Origin of the sequence: Pantoea ananatis LMG 2665 (assembly GCF_000710035.2) — a bacterium.
Classification (GTDB): Bacteria; Pseudomonadota; Gammaproteobacteria; order Enterobacterales; family Enterobacteriaceae; genus Pantoea; species Pantoea ananatis.
The window spans coordinates 63,296-79,862 of record NZ_JMJJ01000005.1 but is presented as its reverse complement, the minus strand read 5'-3'; the positions used below and the strand labels follow the sequence as shown (position 1 = coordinate 79,862).

At 50.6% G+C, this 16,567-nt stretch carries 13 protein-coding genes, 2 tRNA genes and 3 other RNA genes; 8 read left to right on the top strand and 10 right to left on the bottom strand.

Going from position 1 to position 16,567, the window contains the following annotated elements:
• Positions 1 to 8: 8 nt before the first annotated feature.
• From xthA to EL29_RS08280, 8 genes are all read right to left on the bottom strand, one after another.
• A complete protein-coding gene (xthA, locus tag EL29_RS08315; RefSeq protein ID WP_013025977.1) occupies positions 9 to 815 on the bottom strand; it encodes an exodeoxyribonuclease III in 807 nt (268 codons plus the stop codon).
• Positions 816 to 927: 112 nt separating this feature from the next.
• A non-coding RNA gene (locus EL29_RS08310) (RtT sRNA) lies at positions 928 to 1,038 on the bottom strand.
• 41 nt (positions 1,039 to 1,079) lie between these two features.
• A non-coding RNA gene (locus tag EL29_RS08305) (RtT sRNA) lies at positions 1,080 to 1,207 on the bottom strand.
• Between the two features lie 41 nt (positions 1,208 to 1,248).
• A non-coding RNA gene (locus EL29_RS08300) (RtT sRNA) lies at positions 1,249 to 1,376 on the bottom strand.
• A gap of 41 nt (positions 1,377 to 1,417) precedes the next feature.
• Positions 1,418 to 1,502: transfer RNA gene (locus EL29_RS08295), tRNA-Tyr, on the bottom strand.
• A gap of 35 nt (positions 1,503 to 1,537) precedes the next feature.
• Positions 1,538 to 1,622, bottom strand: a tRNA-Tyr gene (locus tag EL29_RS08290).
• 144 nt (positions 1,623 to 1,766) lie between these two features.
• Positions 1,767 to 2,615 (bottom strand): formyltetrahydrofolate deformylase, encoded by an 849-nt coding sequence (purU, locus tag EL29_RS08285; RefSeq protein ID WP_013025975.1) that lies wholly within the window; start codon positions 2,613 to 2,615, stop codon positions 1,767 to 1,769.
• 56 nt (positions 2,616 to 2,671) lie between these two features.
• Positions 2,672 to 3,127, bottom strand: a complete 456-nt coding sequence (locus tag EL29_RS08280; protein WP_014593829.1) for a YchJ family protein — start codon at positions 3,125 to 3,127, stop codon at positions 2,672 to 2,674.
• A gap of 97 nt (positions 3,128 to 3,224) precedes the next feature.
• Here EL29_RS08280 and rssA point away from each other — a divergent pair, with 97 nt between their 5' ends.
• The 5 genes from rssA (at position 3,225) to EL29_RS08255 (ending at position 8,740) form a co-directional block, all read left to right on the top strand.
• Positions 3,225 to 4,136, top strand: coding sequence for a patatin-like phospholipase RssA (gene rssA / locus EL29_RS08275; protein WP_014593828.1), 912 nt, complete (start codon positions 3,225 to 3,227; stop codon positions 4,134 to 4,136).
• A 99-nt stretch (positions 4,137 to 4,235) separates the two neighbouring features.
• On the top strand, positions 4,236 to 5,252 hold the full coding sequence (gene rssB / locus EL29_RS08270; protein WP_014605716.1) for a two-component system response regulator RssB: 1,017 nt from the start codon (positions 4,236 to 4,238) through the stop codon (positions 5,250 to 5,252).
• 195 nt (positions 5,253 to 5,447) lie between these two features.
• The gene (gene galU / locus EL29_RS08265) at positions 5,448 to 6,356 is read left to right on the top strand and encodes a UTP--glucose-1-phosphate uridylyltransferase GalU (RefSeq protein WP_014593827.1); all 909 of its coding nucleotides are present in this window, start codon (positions 5,448 to 5,450) and stop codon (positions 6,354 to 6,356) included.
• 21 nt (positions 6,357 to 6,377) lie between these two features.
• Complete coding sequence (locus tag EL29_RS08260) at positions 6,378 to 7,718, top strand: UDP-glucose dehydrogenase family protein (protein ID WP_013025970.1); 1,341 nt, start codon at positions 6,378 to 6,380, stop codon at positions 7,716 to 7,718.
• Between the two features lie 14 nt (positions 7,719 to 7,732).
• A complete protein-coding gene (locus tag EL29_RS08255; RefSeq protein WP_014593826.1) occupies positions 7,733 to 8,740 on the top strand; it encodes an NAD-dependent epimerase in 1,008 nt (335 codons plus the stop codon).
• 94 nt (positions 8,741 to 8,834) lie between these two features.
• Here the strand turns inward: EL29_RS08255 and hns are convergent, their stop codons facing one another.
• Positions 8,835 to 9,242 carry a histone-like nucleoid-structuring protein H-NS gene (gene hns, locus EL29_RS08250; RefSeq protein ID WP_014605719.1) on the bottom strand — a complete coding sequence of 136 codons (408 nt, stop codon included), beginning with the start codon at positions 9,240 to 9,242 and terminating at the stop codon, positions 8,835 to 8,837.
• A gap of 415 nt (positions 9,243 to 9,657) precedes the next feature.
• Between hns and tdk the strand changes: the two genes are divergently transcribed.
• A complete protein-coding gene (tdk, locus tag EL29_RS08245; RefSeq protein ID WP_028715226.1) occupies positions 9,658 to 10,281 on the top strand; it encodes a thymidine kinase in 624 nt (207 codons plus the stop codon).
• Positions 10,282 to 10,513: 232 nt separating this feature from the next.
• Here tdk and adhE read toward each other — a convergent pair whose 3' ends face one another.
• Positions 10,514 to 13,201 (bottom strand): bifunctional acetaldehyde-CoA/alcohol dehydrogenase, encoded by a 2,688-nt coding sequence (gene adhE / locus EL29_RS08240; protein WP_015700205.1) that lies wholly within the window; start codon positions 13,199 to 13,201, stop codon positions 10,514 to 10,516.
• 437 nt (positions 13,202 to 13,638) lie between these two features.
• Between adhE and EL29_RS08235 the strand changes: the two genes are divergently transcribed.
• Together EL29_RS08235 and EL29_RS08230 are read left to right on the top strand one after the other, a co-directional pair.
• Entirely contained in the window at positions 13,639 to 14,286 is a 648-nt protein-coding gene (locus EL29_RS08235) for a YchE family NAAT transporter (RefSeq protein ID WP_013025965.1), read from the top strand.
• 582 nt (positions 14,287 to 14,868) lie between these two features.
• Positions 14,869 to 16,485: an ABC transporter substrate-binding protein gene (locus EL29_RS08230; RefSeq protein ID WP_028715225.1), complete on the top strand. Its 1,617-nt coding sequence runs from the start codon at positions 14,869 to 14,871 to the stop codon at positions 16,483 to 16,485.
• Positions 16,486 to 16,567: the final 82 nt, after the last annotated feature.

Below are 16,567 nucleotides of genomic sequence, written 5' to 3'. Positions count from 1 at the left end.
GGATCCTGTCAGAAGTGGAAGGTTGACCAGACCGGCGCATGATCGGACGGTTTTTCCATACCGCGAATCTCGTAATCGATGCCTGTTTCAATACAGTGTGAGGCCAGCCCGGTGCTGGCCAGCAGCAAATCGATACGCAGACCGCGATTGTCATCAAAGCCTTTTGAACGGTAGTCGAACCACGAAAAGCGATCGTTAATCTCAGGGTTTTGTGCCCGCCAGGTATCAACAAGGCCCCAGCTGAGCAGGCGATCCATCCATTCACGTTCTTCCGGCAGGAAAGAGCATTTACCGGTACGCAACCAGCGCTTGCGACTGTCTTCTCCAATACCGATATCGAGATCGGTGCTGCTGATATTCATATCACCCATGATCAGCACCGGCTTATCGGCCGCCAGGCTGTCGCTCAGGTAGCTTTGCAAATCGCGATAAAACTTCTCTTTCGCCGGAAATTTTGTCGGATGGTCACGGCTCTCGCCTTGGGGGAAATAGCCGTTAATTACCGTAATATCGCCAATCGGGCTGGGGATCTCCGCCATGATTAACCGACGCTGAGCATCGTCGTCATCGCCCGGGAAGCCGCGTCGCACGGATACCGGCTGGACTTTTGTCAGCAGCGCCACGCCGTAGTGCCCTTTTTGACCATGGTAAAACACGTTGTAGCCCAGCTTAGCCACGTCTTCTAAGGGGAACATATCGTCATGAACTTTGGTCTCCTGCAGTCCGATGACGTCCGGCTGATGTTTTTCTACCAGCGCTTCAAGTTGGTGAGGGCGAGCCCGCAAGCCGTTAATGTTGAATGAAATAAATTTCATGAGATGACCTTCAGCGAATGATAGGCAGGATGGTAGCGATTTTTACAGGAAAAGTCATGGCAGAGCAGGGCAATTTCAGCGAGTGGTGGACAGGCTCAGTCAGAAAGCGGGAAGCGGGTTCAAGAGGATGATTTCACCCTGCGGGCCGCGCTGATGCGTTGTCTCGCGATGCTCGACCCGAACCTTAGTCGAAGGTTCTCATCCCTCTCCCCGAAGAAGATGGTAATAAATGTCTTTATTTGGGAGGGCGTGCAATATACGAGATGGTGGTGGGAGAAGGATTATTCGGCGCGTTGCGCCTCACCCTGCGGGCCGCGCTGACGCGCGTTGTCTCGCGCTGCTCGACCCGAACCTTGATCGAAGGTTCTCATCCCTCTCCCCAGATAACTATGATGGTTTGGTTTTTTTGGGCAGAAAGGCAGAATTTTCGTGATGGTGGTGGGAGAAGGATTATTCGGCGCGTTGCGCCTCACCCTGCGGGCCGCGCTGACGCGCGTTGTCTCGCGATGCTCGACCCGAACCTTAGTCGAAGGTTCTCATCCCTCTCCCCGAAGAAGATGGTGATTGAGATTATCTTGGGCAGATCAGGAGAATATTTAAGATGGTGGTGGGAGAAGGATTCGAACCTTCGAAGTCTGTGACGGCAGATTTACAGTCTGCTCCCTTTGGCCGCTCGGGAATCCCACCGGGGATGATATGTGTGTTCAGGCAGCAGGTTCAGATGGTGGTGGGAGAAGGATTCGAACCTTCGAAGTCTGTGACGGCAGATTTACAGTCTGCTCCCTTTGGCCGCTCGGGAATCCCACCAGGGACTGAATTGTTGTGCTCTGAAGCGGGGCGCATCATACCAAATGCGCCATGACTGTAAAGCGACGACTGGCAAAAGGTGAATCGTTTGCCCACTTTTTGCCCGTAGCGCTGGAATGTCAGCCAATCCAGCGCCGTTTACGCTTAAAGAATAATCGTGCGGTTACCATAAACAAAAACACGCTGGCCCAATACTTTATCCAGCGCGCGGCTCAGCACGTTTTTTTCGACGTCGCGTCCGGCCCGCATCATCTCTTCGGCGGTGTAACTGTGATCGACATTAATCACGTCCTGCATGATGATCGGACCTTCATCAAGGTTATCGTTAACGTAGTGTGCCGTTGCACCAATGATTTTCACACCACGTTCGTAAGCCTGATGGTAAGGCCGTGCGCCGATAAAGGCCGGCAGGAAAGAGTGGTGAATGTTAATAATCTGATTTGGGTAGCGCTGCACAAAGCCCGGCGTCAGCACGCGCATGTATTTGGCAAGCACCACATAATCGGGCTGATAACGATCAATCTCGTCCGCCATGCGGTTGTCATGCTCTTCGCGCGACAAGCCTTCGTGGCTGACCAGAACAAACGGAATATCGAAACGCTCTACCAGCGAACGCAACGTGTCGTGATTACCTATAACGGCGGCGATTTCCATATCGAGGCCGCCAAACGCACTCTTCATCAGCAGGTCGCCAAGGCAGTGTGCTTCTTTGGTAATGAGAATAACAACACGGCGACGGCCTGCGCTATGCAGTTCACGCACGGAACCTTGCGGAAGGGCACTATCGAGATCGGCCAGCAGGGTGGTGTCGTTAAAAATCCCCTCCAGCTCTGTGCGCATAAAAAAACGCCCGGTGCGATGGTCAACAAACTCATTGTTTTGCACGATATTCAGTTCGTGCTTGTAACAAATATTGGTGATTTTGGCGATCAGACCTTTTGCATCGGGACAAATGGTTCGTAAAACTTTTCTTTGCATGGTTTGCGCTTGCATCTCAATCAGAGTCCTGTCAAAGCATTAAGGGTAAAACCGTTACGCAGGCAACTGCCTTAGCCGCAACATTTTTTGTATTTTTTATCGGCGCCACAAGGACAGCGATCGTTACGCCCAATAGCGGGCGTCACTCCGTCTACATAGTACCAGCGTTGATCCTCGCGAAGAAAGCGTGAACGTTCGTACATTGCCCGATCGGCGCCGTTTTCACGATAACGGGCGAAAAAAGTCACAAACGATTCGTCATCATCGCGCCCCGGTTCACGCTGCGTGATGTTCAGGCTCAGCCATTCAGTACCAGCAAAACTTTCAGACAACAGTCCCGCAAGTGCCGGATCGCGCCGGGTAGGATGCCAGGTAGACACCAGGTAGTTGACGTCATGTTTGACATAAGCGCAGTAGCGAGAGCGCATAAGTTGTTCAGCTGATAAGGGAATTTCTGCTCCTTTAACAAAGGGCTGACAACATAGGCTATACTGCTTGCCGCTACAGCAAGGGCAAGATTCGGACACACTTTCTCCTGTTAATCACAGTCGTTGTTGATGATATCGTTTACTTTATCTGACCCATGCTTATGACGCTACGTATTGACGCCAGGAACCGAGCAAGATGAGAAAGCAAAAGATTGGATTGGCTCTGGGTTCCGGTGCCGCCAAAGGATGGGCGCATATCGGCGTCATCGAAGCGTTGGAAAGCGCAGGCATTGAAATTGATGTAGTCGCCGGGTGTTCAATCGGTGCCCTGGTCGGTGCGGCTTATGTCAATCACCGGTTGCCCCACATGAAAAAATGGGTCAGCGCTTTTAGCTACTGGGATGTGATCCGCCTGATGGATCTCTCCTGGCAGCGCGGCGGACTCCTGCGCGGTGAACGCGTATTTAACCATGTCCGCCAGCTCATCACGAATGATGCGCTTGAGTCATGCCATAAGCCCTTTGGCGTAGTGGCGACCAACCTGAGCACCGGGCGTGAATTATGGCTCACTGAGGGAGAATTGCATCAGGCGGTTCGCGCTTCCTGCAGTATGCCAGGTTTATTACCACCGGTCGGCTACAATGGATATTGGCTGGTAGACGGTGCCGTGGTGAATCCGGTGCCGGTTTCGCTAACGCGCGCACTGGGCGCTGATGTGGTTATTGCCGTCGATCTTCAACACGATGCGCACCTGATGCAGCCTGATTCAATGGTGCTGACGCCGCAGAGTTCTGAAGAACATGCCGCGGCTGTCGCACTGAATCTTGACTGGCGCGGAAAGCTGCGCCAGAGGCTGGTCAGTTTTACCCAGCGACGGGCATCACAAGTGCCGGGCGCGATGGAGATCATGGCAACATCCATTCAGGTCCTGGAAAATCGCCTGAAGCGAAACAGGATGGCAGGCGATCCGCCCGATGTGCTCATCCAGCCGTTTTGTCCACAAATATCCACGTTGGATTTTCATCGTGCAGAAGAAGCTATTGCGGCTGGGAAGGTTGCCGTTGAGAAACAAATGGATGAATTATTACCGCTGGTCCGTAGAAGATAATCTGGTTGTTCACGCACAGATGTTACTTCGGTCTATTCTGAAAGGCGCAACTGCGTTTTATGAACCACTATTGAATTATCGGGTACGCAGGGGGATGGAATGGAAAAACCACTGATCGGCAAAAAGATACTCATTGTCGAAGATGAGGCCGTTTTCCGTTCGCTTTTAAACCAATTTCTGTCATCAATGGGGGCTGTCACAGTTGAGGCAGAAGATGGCCTCGAGGCTATTGAGCAACTGAAGCAGCATGCCGTGGAGCTGGTGATTTGTGATCTTGAGATGCCGCGCATGAGCGGTATCGAATTCGTTGAACATGTGCGCAGCCGCGGTAACAGCGTCCCGATTTTGATTATTTCCGCCACAGAAAATATGTCCGATATTGCTCAGGTTTTGCGTCTTGGCGTACAGGATGTGCTGCTTAAGCCGCTAAAAAACTTTGAGCGTTTTCGTGAAGCGGTTTACGAATGCCTCTATCCCTCCATGTTTACCTCAAAGGTGGAGGAAGACGAGCAGCTGTTTCAGGACTGGGACGCTCTGGTTCGCGATCCCTCTGCGGCGGCAAAACTCCTTAAAGAACTTCAGCCACCCGTACAACAACGCATTGCTAATTGTCGGATCAACTATCGGCAACTGACGATGGCCGAGCAGCCGGGTCTGGTGCTGGATATCGCGGCGCTTTCAGACAAAGATCTCGCCTTTTATTGTCTTGACGTTACTCGCGCTGGCGACAACGGCGTACTGGCCGCCTTGCTTTTGCGCGCCTTATTTAACGGACTCCTTCAGGAACAGTTATCTGGCCAAAAACAACGCTTACCTGAGCTGAGCAGTCTGCTCAGACAGGTTAATTTGCTGCTGCGCCAGGCAAATCTGACCGGTCAGTTCCCGTTGCTGGTGGGCTACTATCACCGCGGATTAAAAAATCTGGTACTGGTTTCAGCCGGATTAAATGCAACGCTGCACGTTCAGGCCCATCAAATACAACTCAGTAACGGTGTGCCACTTGGCACTATGGGCAGTACACATACTAACCAAATAAGCCAGCGCGCTGATGACTGGCAATGCCATATTTGGGGGGCCGGAGGCCGCATACGACTGATGTTATCGTCTGACCAGTAAACCCGAATGGATAGTTTATTATCTGATGGGAGACAGGGCCAGAAGTTAGCTTTACACTTGGGTAATAGTCTTAAATTCTACGGATAGCGGTCTTCCAGGATAAATCCGTTCACGACTAACTGATATACTCATTTCCGAATTTAAACCGACATATCAAGCATTAAAACTTGAACGGCCTATAAGAGAGGTATTTTGATGTCTGCCTATAAGACCAAAGTAAAAAAAGCGGTAATTCCAGTAGCGGGTTTGGGTACACGTATGTTGCCTGCTACCAAAGCGATTCCAAAAGAAATGTTGCCGCTGGTTGATAAGCCGTTAATTCAGTATGTCGTTAACGAGTGTATTGCTGCGGGTATTAATGAGATTGTGCTGGTTACTCACTCCTCTAAAAACGCCATTGAGAACCATTTTGATACCAGTTTTGAACTGGAGTCTATGCTGGAAAAACGCGTCAAGCGCCAGCTGCTGGACGAAATTCAGTCCATCTGTCCTCCTCACGTGACCATCATGCAGGTCCGTCAGGGCATCGCGAAAGGTCTGGGCCATGCGGTCATGTGTGCACATCCTCTGGTCGGCGATGAACCTGTTGCGGTCATCCTGCCTGACGTGATCATCGACGAATACGAATCTAACCCAACCAAAGATAACCTGGCAGAAATGCTGAGCCGTTACGAAGAGTCTGGCCGTAGTCAGATCATGGTTGAGCCCGTCAGCGATGTGACGGCATACGGTGTTGTCGATTGTCAGGGTGCAGAACTGAATCCTGGTGACAGCGCGCCTATGGTCGGGGTTGTTGAGAAACCTAAAGCGTCTGAAGCGCCATCCAACCTTGCGGTTGTCGGTCGTTACGTTCTGTCTGCGGATATCTGGCCACTGCTGGCGAAAACGCCTCCAGGTGCCGGTGGCGAAGTTCAGCTCACCGACTCCATTGCCATGCTGATGGATAAAGAAACCGTCGAAGCCTATCACCTGAAAGGGGTAAGCCACGACTGTGGTAATAAACTGGGTTATATGCAGGCTTTCGTTGAATATGGTGTCCGCCATCCGGTATTGGGTAAAGAGTTCACTGAATGGCTCAACAATACTGTTAGCGATAAAAAGTAATTTTAAACACAGGATAGCTCAATGAAAGTCACTGTATTTGGTATCGGCTATGTCGGTCTGGTTCAGGCTGCGGTGTTGGCCGAAGTCGGACATGACGTTCTCTGCATTGATGTGGATGAAAACAAGGTCGAGAACCTTAAAAAAGGCAAGATCCCAATTTTTGAGCCGGGTCTGACGCCGCTGGTTATGTCGAATTACGAATCGGGTCGCCTGAAGTTCAGCACTGATGCTGCTCAGGGCGTGAACCACGGTGTAATGCAGTTTATCGCCGTCGGCACGCCGCCTGATGAGGACGGCTCGGCCGATCTGAAATATGTTACTGCCGTAGCGCGTACCATTGCTCAGCACATGACCGATCACAAAGTCGTGATTGATAAGTCAACGGTACCGGTCGGAACGGCTGACAGAGTCCGTGCTGTCATGACAGAAACGCTGCAGGCGCGCGATGCCAACATCAGCTTTGATGTGGTATCCAACCCAGAGTTCCTGAAAGAAGGCGCGGCCGTTAACGACTGTATGCGCCCTGAGCGTATCGTTGTCGGCACCGACAATGATGACGTGGTGGAGCTGTTGCGTGAGCTGTATGAGCCATTCAACCGTAACCACGATCGTATGATTTTGATGGATATTCGCAGTGCAGAACTGACGAAGTACGCCGCTAACTGCATGCTGGCGACGAAAATCAGCTTTATGAACGAAATTTCCAATCTCGCAGAACGTTTAGGTGCGGATATCGAAAAAGTGCGCCAGGGGATTGGTTCTGACTCACGTATCGGCTATCACTTTATCTACCCAGGCTGCGGCTATGGCGGTTCCTGCTTCCCGAAAGACGTTCAGGCGCTGATCCGCACAGCGGAGTCTATTGGTTATACACCGCGCCTGTTGAAGGCGGTGGAAGACGTCAACGACAGCCAAAAGACAAAGCTGCCCACCTTCATTAAACGCCACTTCGGTGACGATCTGAAAGGTAAAACGTTTGCGCTGTGGGGCCTGTCATTCAAGCCCAACACAGATGATATGCGCGAAGCATCCAGTCGCGTGTTGATGGAAACGTTATGGGAAGCGGGTGCCTCTGTTCAGGCGTTCGATCCGGAAGCCATGGACGAAGCGCAGCGCATCTATGGTCATCGCGACGATCTGAAGCTGATGGGAACCAAAGAAGCGGCGCTGCACGGTGCAGACGGCCTGGTGATTTGTACGGAATGGCAAAATTTCCGTGCACCTGACTTTGACGTGATTAAGAGCGCACTGAAAGAACCCGTGATTTTTGATGGACGTAACCTGTATGATCCAGAGCGTATCAGCAAACGCGGCTTCGTTTATTATGCAATCGGCCGCGGAGCATCTATCCAGGCTGTGTGATTAACGAGGGATTTATGAATTTTCTGGTAACCGGCGCAGCAGGCTTTATTGGCTTTCATGTCAGTCAACGCCTGCTGGCCGCCGGTCACCAGGTTGTCGGTCTTGACAACCTGAATGACTACTATGATGTAAACCTTAAACAAGCTCGCCTTGATATCATCGGTGACAATCCATCCTTTACCTTTATTAAAGCCAATTTGGCCGATCGTCAGGCTATTGCCACACTTTTTGAACAGCACAATTTTCAGCGCGTTATTCATCTGGCCGCTCAGGCAGGGGTGCGTTACTCACTCGAAAACCCCCATGCGTATGCCGATGCAAACGTCATTGGGCACCTGAATATTCTTGAAGGCTGCCGCCACCATAAAATCGAGCATCTGCTTTATGCTTCATCCAGTTCGGTTTATGGCCTGAATAACAAGATGCCATTTTCAACAGAAGACAGCGTCGATCATCCCGTGTCATTGTATGCCGCGACGAAAAAAGCCAATGAGCTGATGTCGCATACCTATTCACATCTCTATCAATTGCCTACCACTGGCTTACGTTTTTTCACGGTCTATGGCCCGTGGGGACGTCCGGACATGGCGTTGTTTAAATTCACCCGCGCAATGCTTGCAGGCGAGGCGATAGATGTTTATAACCAGGGGCAAATGAAGCGCGACTTTACTTATATCGATGATGTTGCAGAGGCGGTTATTCGCTTGCAGGATGTTATCCCGCAGGCGGACGCAGACTGGACCGTGGAAACGGGTTCTGCCGCGTCAAGCTCTGCCCCTTATCGCATATATAACCTTGGCAATAGCCAGCCGGTGAGCCTGATTCACTATATTGAAGCGATTGAGAAAGCGTTGGGTGTGAAGGCAAATAAAAATCTGATGCCCATGCAACCGGGGGACGTGCTGGCAACCAGCGCGGACACAACCGCATTATTTAATACCATTGGATTTAAACCCCAAACCGGTGTTGATGAAGGCGTAAGGCGCTTTGTAGACTGGTATCGAAATTTCTATTCAATCTGAAAATAAAAAAAGGAAGCGATCGCTTCCTTTTTTTTCTGGTGCGGATAATCGTAAAACTAAAGTAAAGCCAACAATAAGCGAAACAGGCTATGCATTACAGCAGGAAGTCGTCTAACTGCTTACCTTGTTCTTCCATGGCTTTCTTGATTGCTGCTGGCGTACGGCCCTGACCCGTCCAGGTTTTGGTTTCGCCATTTTCATCTACAAACTGATATTTAGCCGGGCGGGCAGCACGTTTGGCTTTGCCAGCCGTTTTTGATTCTGACAGGGTATTGAATAATTCGTTGGGATCGATACCATCCGCTAACAGCATCTCGCGATATTGCTCAAGTTTACGCGCACGCTCTTCGTTTTCAGCTTTAGAGTTTGACTCTTCGTCGCGACGTTCATTTACCACGACGTCCAGTTTTTCCAGCATTTCTTCCAGCGTTTCCAAAGAACACTCTCTGGCCTGGGCACGCAGCGTGCGGATATTATTAAGATTTTTAAGTGCTTCGCTCATTGTCCTGATCTCTGAATAATTAATAGGAGAGTTGTTCTGCCCGCTAATAGTAGTGGTGGAGAAAAATAAGTTCAACATTAAATTAATTTTTAGCTTAAAAAGAGTAAGCGAGGAATTTAATAAATTATTAATTCACCCCGATGAAGTGTGATGTCAGGTGGGTTGAATCAATGAAAAGATTAAGATCTTAGCTGAAAATGCGCTGATACATTATCGGTATAAAAATAATGTTTAATCACACATGTGCTTTAATATTTATCCTGACTTGAAGACCCAATGCCGCATCATATTAACCGCTGCATCATCAATGAGTGATGCTAATCTGAACAGCATAAGGTGAAAATCCCCCCAGCAGCAACCTGTAGATATGATAAAATCGGCCCTGTTTTTTCATCGTATCCGAGAATCGGCGCAAATGGCTCAACTCTATTTCTACTATTCGGCAATGAACGCCGGTAAATCAACCGCATTATTGCAGTCATCCTACAATTATCAGGAACGCGGGATGCGCACGCTCGTCTATACCGCTGAGATCGACAATCGCTTCGGCGCAGGCAAGGTGAGCTCGCGTATTGGATTATCTTCTCCTGCGGTGCTTTATAATGCAGCCAGCCAGCTTGATGTGGAAATTGCCCAGGAACATGCGCGACAACCCGTTCACTGTGTACTGGTGGACGAAAGCCAGTTTCTGACGCGTGAGCAGGTTAAGGCCTTGTCTGACGTGGTAGATAATCTGGATATTCCCGTACTCTGCTACGGGCTGCGTACCGATTTTCTTGGTGAACTCTTCACCGGTAGCCAGTATCTTCTGGCATGGGCGGATAAGCTGGTAGAGCTGAAAACGGTCTGTCATTGTGGACGTAAAGCGGGCATGGTGCTGCGTCTGGACAGTGACGGTAAACCTTTCAGAGAGGGGGAGCAGGTCGTCATCGGCGGCAACGAACGTTATATCTCCGTATGCCGTAAGCATTATAAAAAGGCGATAGAGCAGGGTTGTTTGCAGGCCATCCATGGGGCGCAAACCCCCGTGGGGGACTAAATAGCCCTCAACCAGCGCCAGGCTGCTTTTCCATGGCGCTCGTTAAGGGCGCAAGGCGATGTGATCACGGACTTTATCCCTTTTCCCGTCCGGCTCAGGTCGATATTCTCTTCACTACGCTGATGCACCAGGCAGCAGTGTTTATCAAAGCGATAAATCCGCCATAAAAAACCCCTTGAGGCACGGGCCAGACAAGGGGTTTCGGCAGCCCGTTCATCGGGCGCGGAGCGGATTAGGCTTTTTTAGCTTTCTTCGCCGCTTTGCTGTCACTGACAGGCTGAGCCTGGGCAGCCTCGGCGGCACTGGCGAACGGCTCGACAAATTTGCGTCCGTAGTAGCTGTCCAGCATCAGCTGTTTGAGTTCGGCAATCAGCGGATAACGTGGATTCGCGCCAGTACACTGGTCATCAAAGGCATCATCCGCCAGTTTATCGACTTTCGCCAGGAAGTCAGCCTCCTGCACACCGGCTTCACGAATTGAGGCCGGAATACCCAGTTCCGTTTTGATTTCATCCAGCCATACCAGCAGCTTCTCAATTTTCTGGGCAGTGCGGTCGCCCGGCGCGGTGAGACCAAGATGATCCGCAATTTCAGCATAACGACGCCGCGCCTGGGGACGATCGTACTGGCTGAATGCGGTTTGCTTAGTAGGGTTGTCATTGGCGTTATAGCGAATAACGTTGGAAATCAGCAGCGAGTTAGCCAGTCCATGAGGAATATGGAACTCAGAGCCAAGCTTATGCGCCATTGAGTGACAAACCCCGAGGAAGGCGTTCGCAAAGGCGATACCGGCGATGGTGGCGGCATTATGTACACGTTCACGGGCAACCGGATTTTTTGCACCTTCTGCATAGCTCGCCGGTAAGTTCTCTTTAAGCAGCTTAAGCGCCTGCAGGGCCTGACCATCGGAGTATTCATTGGCCAGGACCGACACATAGGCTTCCAGCGCGTGCGTCACCGCATCCAGACCGCCGAAAGCACAAAGTGAACGTGGCATATCCATGACCAGGTTGGCATCAACGATAGCCATATCCGGCGTCAGCGCATAATCGGCCAGCGGGTATTTCTGTCCGGTCGCGTCATCCGTTACCACGGCAAAAGGCGTCACTTCTGAACCTGTGCCTGAGGTTGTCGTAATGGCCACCATGCGCGCTTTCACGCCCATTTTAGGGAACTTATAGATACGTTTGCGAATATCCATAAACCGCAGTGCCAGCTCTTCAAAATGGGTTTCTGGATGCTCATACATGACCCACATGATTTTGGCTGCATCCATCGGCGAACCGCCGCCCAGGGCGATGATCACGTCTGGCTTAAAGCTGTTCATCTGTTCTGCACCTTTACGCACGATGCTTAAGGTGGGATCCGCTTCAACCTCAAAGAAAACTTCGGTTTCGATGCCGTGAGATTTTAAAACGCGGGTGACCTGATCGGCATAACCGTTGTTAAACAGGAAGCGGTCAGTCACCACAAACGCGCGTTTGGCACCGTCAGTGGCGATCTCTTCAAGCGCAATGGGTAAAGAGCCGCGACGGAAGTAAATGGACTTCGGAAGTTTATGCCACAACATATTTTCAGCTCGCTTAGCGACGGTTTTCTTGTTGATGAGATGTTTGGGCCCCACGTTTTCAGAAATGGAGTTACCGCCCCAGGAACCACAACCCAGTGTCAGAGAAGGGGCGAGTTTGAAGTTATATAAATCACCAATACCGCCCTGAGAAGCTGGCGTGTTGATCAGAATGCGGGCTGTTTTCATCTTGTCGCCAAAATAGTGCACGCGCGCTGTCTGATTGTCCTGGTCGGTATACAGGCATGACGTATGACCAATACCGCCCATCGCCACCAGTTTCTCCGCTTTGCTGACGGCATCCTGATAATCTTTAGCACGGTACATCGCCAGTGTCGGCGACAGTTTTTCATGAGCGAAAGGCTCTGATTCATCGACCCGTTCAACTTCGCCAATCAGGATTTTGGTTTCACCAGGTACGCTGATGCCGGCCATCTCCGCAATCTTCACCGCAGGCTGGCCCACAATGGCGGCGTTAAGCCCACCGTTTTTTAGAATGATATTTTGTACCGCACTCAGCTCCTGTCCTTGAAGCAGATAGCCACCATGGCTGGCGAAGCGCTCGCGCACGGCGTCGTAGACGGCATCTACCACGATAACCGACTGTTCAGAGGCACAGATCACACCGTTATCAAACGTTTTTGACATCAGGATGGAGGCAACGGCGCGTTTAACATCAGCTGTTTCATCGATGACAACGGGCGTGTTACCGGCCCCCACGCCAATCGCCGGCTTACCTGAGCTGTAGGCGGCTTTGACCATGCCGGGGCCACCCGTCGCCAGAATCAGGTTAATATCAGGATGGTGCATCAACTGATTGGACAGTTCCACAGAAGGTGCATCAATCCAGCCTATAATGTCTTTGGGCGCGCCAGCGGCAATCGCTGCCTGCAGGACAATATCCGCCGCTTTGTTCGTCGCATCTTTGGCTCGAGGATGGGGGGAGAAGATAATCCCGTTGCGGGTTTTAAGGCTGATAAGTGCCTTGAAAATCGCGGTGGAGGTAGGGTTAGTGGTGGGGACGATACCGCAAATCAGGCCGATGGGTTCAGCGATTGTGATGGTGCCAAACGTATCATCGGTGTCCAGTACGCCGCAGGTTTTCTCATCCTTATAGGCGTTGTAGATGTATTCAGAAGCGAAGTGATTTTTAATGACTTTGTCTTCAACAATGCCCATGCCCGATTCTGCCACCGCCATTTTAGCGAGTGGAATTCGGGCATCCGCGGCGGCCAGTGCGGCTGCGCGGAAGATGGCATCGACCTGTTGTTGAGAAAAATTGGCGAATTCTTGCTGGGCTTTTTTTACACGTTCAACCAGTGCATTGAGTTCAGCGACATTAGTAACGGCCATTGTGCTCTCCTGAGGAAGTTAAACTTTTTTTAGTAAACAAGCCTGAATCCCTGAGTATAGCCATGGTGCAAACGGCACGGTTTACGGGAATAAAGCAGCGGTTTTTCAATTGTTTACTAAAAGAGCTTCTCTCTGTTTCGAAATAATGAGACCTGCGTTACTGACAGAGAAAGAGTATCGGGTTTGGGAGAGAACAATGATGATTTAGATCAATTTAAACCCAAGCTGACTCCTTTCAGCTCTGCATTCAGGGGGGCCGGGCTGGGGGATAATAAACGGGGCGTAAAAGTAACATCTTCCACAAGATAGTTAATGCGTGGTTAAAGCCACTAAATTGTAAGTAAAATAACAGCATAAATAACTGCTTAGGCATCTGGCGCCCACGGCTTTTTTCACTTACATTAGGCGCGTTTTTCATCTGGGATGGGGAGTTAACCGTGAATCCTGCGTTATTAGATCTGTCTGGCTATATCAAGTTTTTCGTAGGCCTGTTTGCACTGGTTAATCCCATCGGCATCATTCCGGTATTTATTAGCATGACCCGCTATCAGGGCGTGGCAGAACGCAATAAAACCAACCTGACGGCCAACCTCGCGGTGGCGATTATTCTCTGGACCTCGCTGTTTCTGGGCGATGCAATCCTGCATGTCTTCGGTATCTCTATTGACTCGTTTCGCATTGCGGGCGGGATTCTGGTGGTGACCATCGCTATGTCGATGATTAGCGGCAAGCTGGGCGAGGATAAGCAAAATAAGCAGGAAAAAACGGAAACGGCAATTCGGGAAAGTATTGGCGTGGTTCCCCTTGCGCTGCCGCTCATGGCGGGTCCAGGCGCCATCAGTTCGACTATCGTCTGGAGCACACGTTATAACAACTGGCTCAACCTTTTGGGTTTTACCGTTGCGATTGCTGTTTTTGCCTTTAGCTGTTGGCTGCTGTTCCGCGCTGCGCCTTTAATGGTCAGGCTGTTAGGGCAGACAGGGATTAACGTGATTACCCGTATCATGGGATTGCTGTTAATGGCGCTAGGTATTGAATTTGTGGTGACCGGCATCAAGGCAATTTTTCCCGGTCTGGTTGGGTAAACCGACTTATTTAATCGCATTTAACAAGAAATGAACCAATAAGGTGCAAAAGACGATTTTTTTGCACCGTATTGATGCAATTATTTATCTCTCTTCACATCCTTCTTCAGTTATCACTTCCGCTAATAACCTTCGCTGCAGCGCCAGTGCTGGCATCGCGGCATGTCACTATATTCACACTATATTCTGCTTTCGCAGCGGAAGTTGGCATGATTAATGCTGGTCTACGTCGCTTAAACCGTTTTTTAAATGATGTGACGGTGTGTATTCACACTACAACAACGCAACGCCAGGGTATAAATGTTGTTTTTTGGTTAAATTGACATCAATGTGATGAGATTGTTTATTAATCAGTCTGTTAAGCTATTTTTAGGGCAAAAATTAACACTTCCACTGGGAAAAATCTCATGATAAAAGAGAAACAGGTAACATTTTAGCGATTTAGTTTTGGCGCCCCTCTGCAGCATCTGCTAATTTTCGGCGCATTAATAATGTTTTCCCAAACGTCAAAAGCAAAAGATTTATTCCTTATTGATGCTGGGATATCAGAATAAAAATTGGCATTTAACAAGGGTGTGGGAAATGAACGCGCAGCACTACCTGGCTTGTCTGGCACTAACCTTAACCGCATTGCCCACCTGTGCTGCTACCGTGCCATCAGACGTGACGCTCTCCGCCGTCCAGCAAATCGTGATTAATAACGGTTCGGAAGTTGCCTCGCTCGATCCGCATAAAGTCGAAGGTGTACCGGAGTCAAACATCATCCTCAACCTGCTGGATGGGCTGGTTAACACGGACAATAACGGTAATGTGGTGCCGGGTGTGGCTGAGCGCTGGGAAAACCAGCAAGGTAAAATCTGGACATTCACCCTGCGCGACAATGCCAAATGGAGCAATGGGGAGCCGGTTACGGCACAGGACTTCGTTTACAGCTGGCGTCGTCTTGCCGATCCTAAAACTGCGTCGCCCTATGCCAGCTATCTGCAGGCTGCCCATATTGCGAATGTCGATGCGATTCTTGCCGGTAAAGTTGCCCCCGATCAACTGGGCGTGAAAGCCCTGGACAATCGCCATCTGCAAATTACCCTGACCGAACCGGTGCCTTATTTAGTGGCCATGCTGGCGCACACCGCGATGAAACCCGTTTACGCACCTGCCATCGAAAAGTGGGGTGAGGGCTGGACCCAACCCGGTCACTATATCGGTAACGGCGCCTATACGCTGAATGACTGGGTGGTGAATGAGAAAATTGTTCTGAAGCGTAATCCTCTTTACTGGAACAATGCTCAGACCGTTATTGAGCAGGGAACGTTTCTGGCCATCAGCTCGGAAAACAGTGATATCAATCGCTATCGCAGCGGTGGCATTGATATGACCAACAGCGCGGTTCCGCCCGACTTGTTTGCTAAATTGCGCAAAGATATGGGTGATGAGGTTAAAGTCAGTCCGCTGCTCTGCACCTTCTATTACGAAATTAATAACAAAAAACCGCCGTTCACCGATGCCCGCGTGCGCGCTGCGATCAAAATGACGCTGGATCGCGATATCATCGCTCGTAAGATCATGGGGCAAGGGCAAATTCCGGCCTACAGCTTTACGCCGCCTTACATCGCAGGCGCTGCGTTATCTTCCCCAGACTGGATGGCGTGGACACAGCCGCAGCGAAACGCGGCTGCGAAAAAACTGCTGGCCGAGGCGGGTTACAACGATAAAAATCCGCTGCGCTTTACGCTGCTCTATAACACATCCGATCAAAACAAAACCCAGGCCATCGCCGCCGCGTCCATGTGGCAACGCAATTTGGGCGCGCTGGTTACGTTGCAGAATCAGGAATGGAAAACCCTGCTGGAAACCCGGCATCAGGCACAATATGACGTTGTGCGCGCCACCTGGTGTGCGGATTACAATGAGCCCTCAACATTCCTGAATATGTTCCAGAGCCAGTCGTCGACCAATACCGCGTTTTACCACAGTGCGGAATACGACCGTCTGTTAGCCGCAACATTAACGGCTGAAAATGAAGCGGACCGCGCATCATTGTATCAGCAGGCAGAAACACAACTCGACAAAGACTCAGCAATTGTGCCAGTTTACTATCGCGTCAGCGTGCGGCTGGTTAAACCCTGGGTTGGCGGTTTTACTGGCCACGATCCGCAGGACATGACAGACCTGAAATACTATTTCATTAAAAAACACTGAGTCACGCGCTTAACCGGCGGCACAGTCGGGAAGGGCGTGGCCGTGCAGACCACACAACAGGGTCAATACGCCCCAGGTGGCA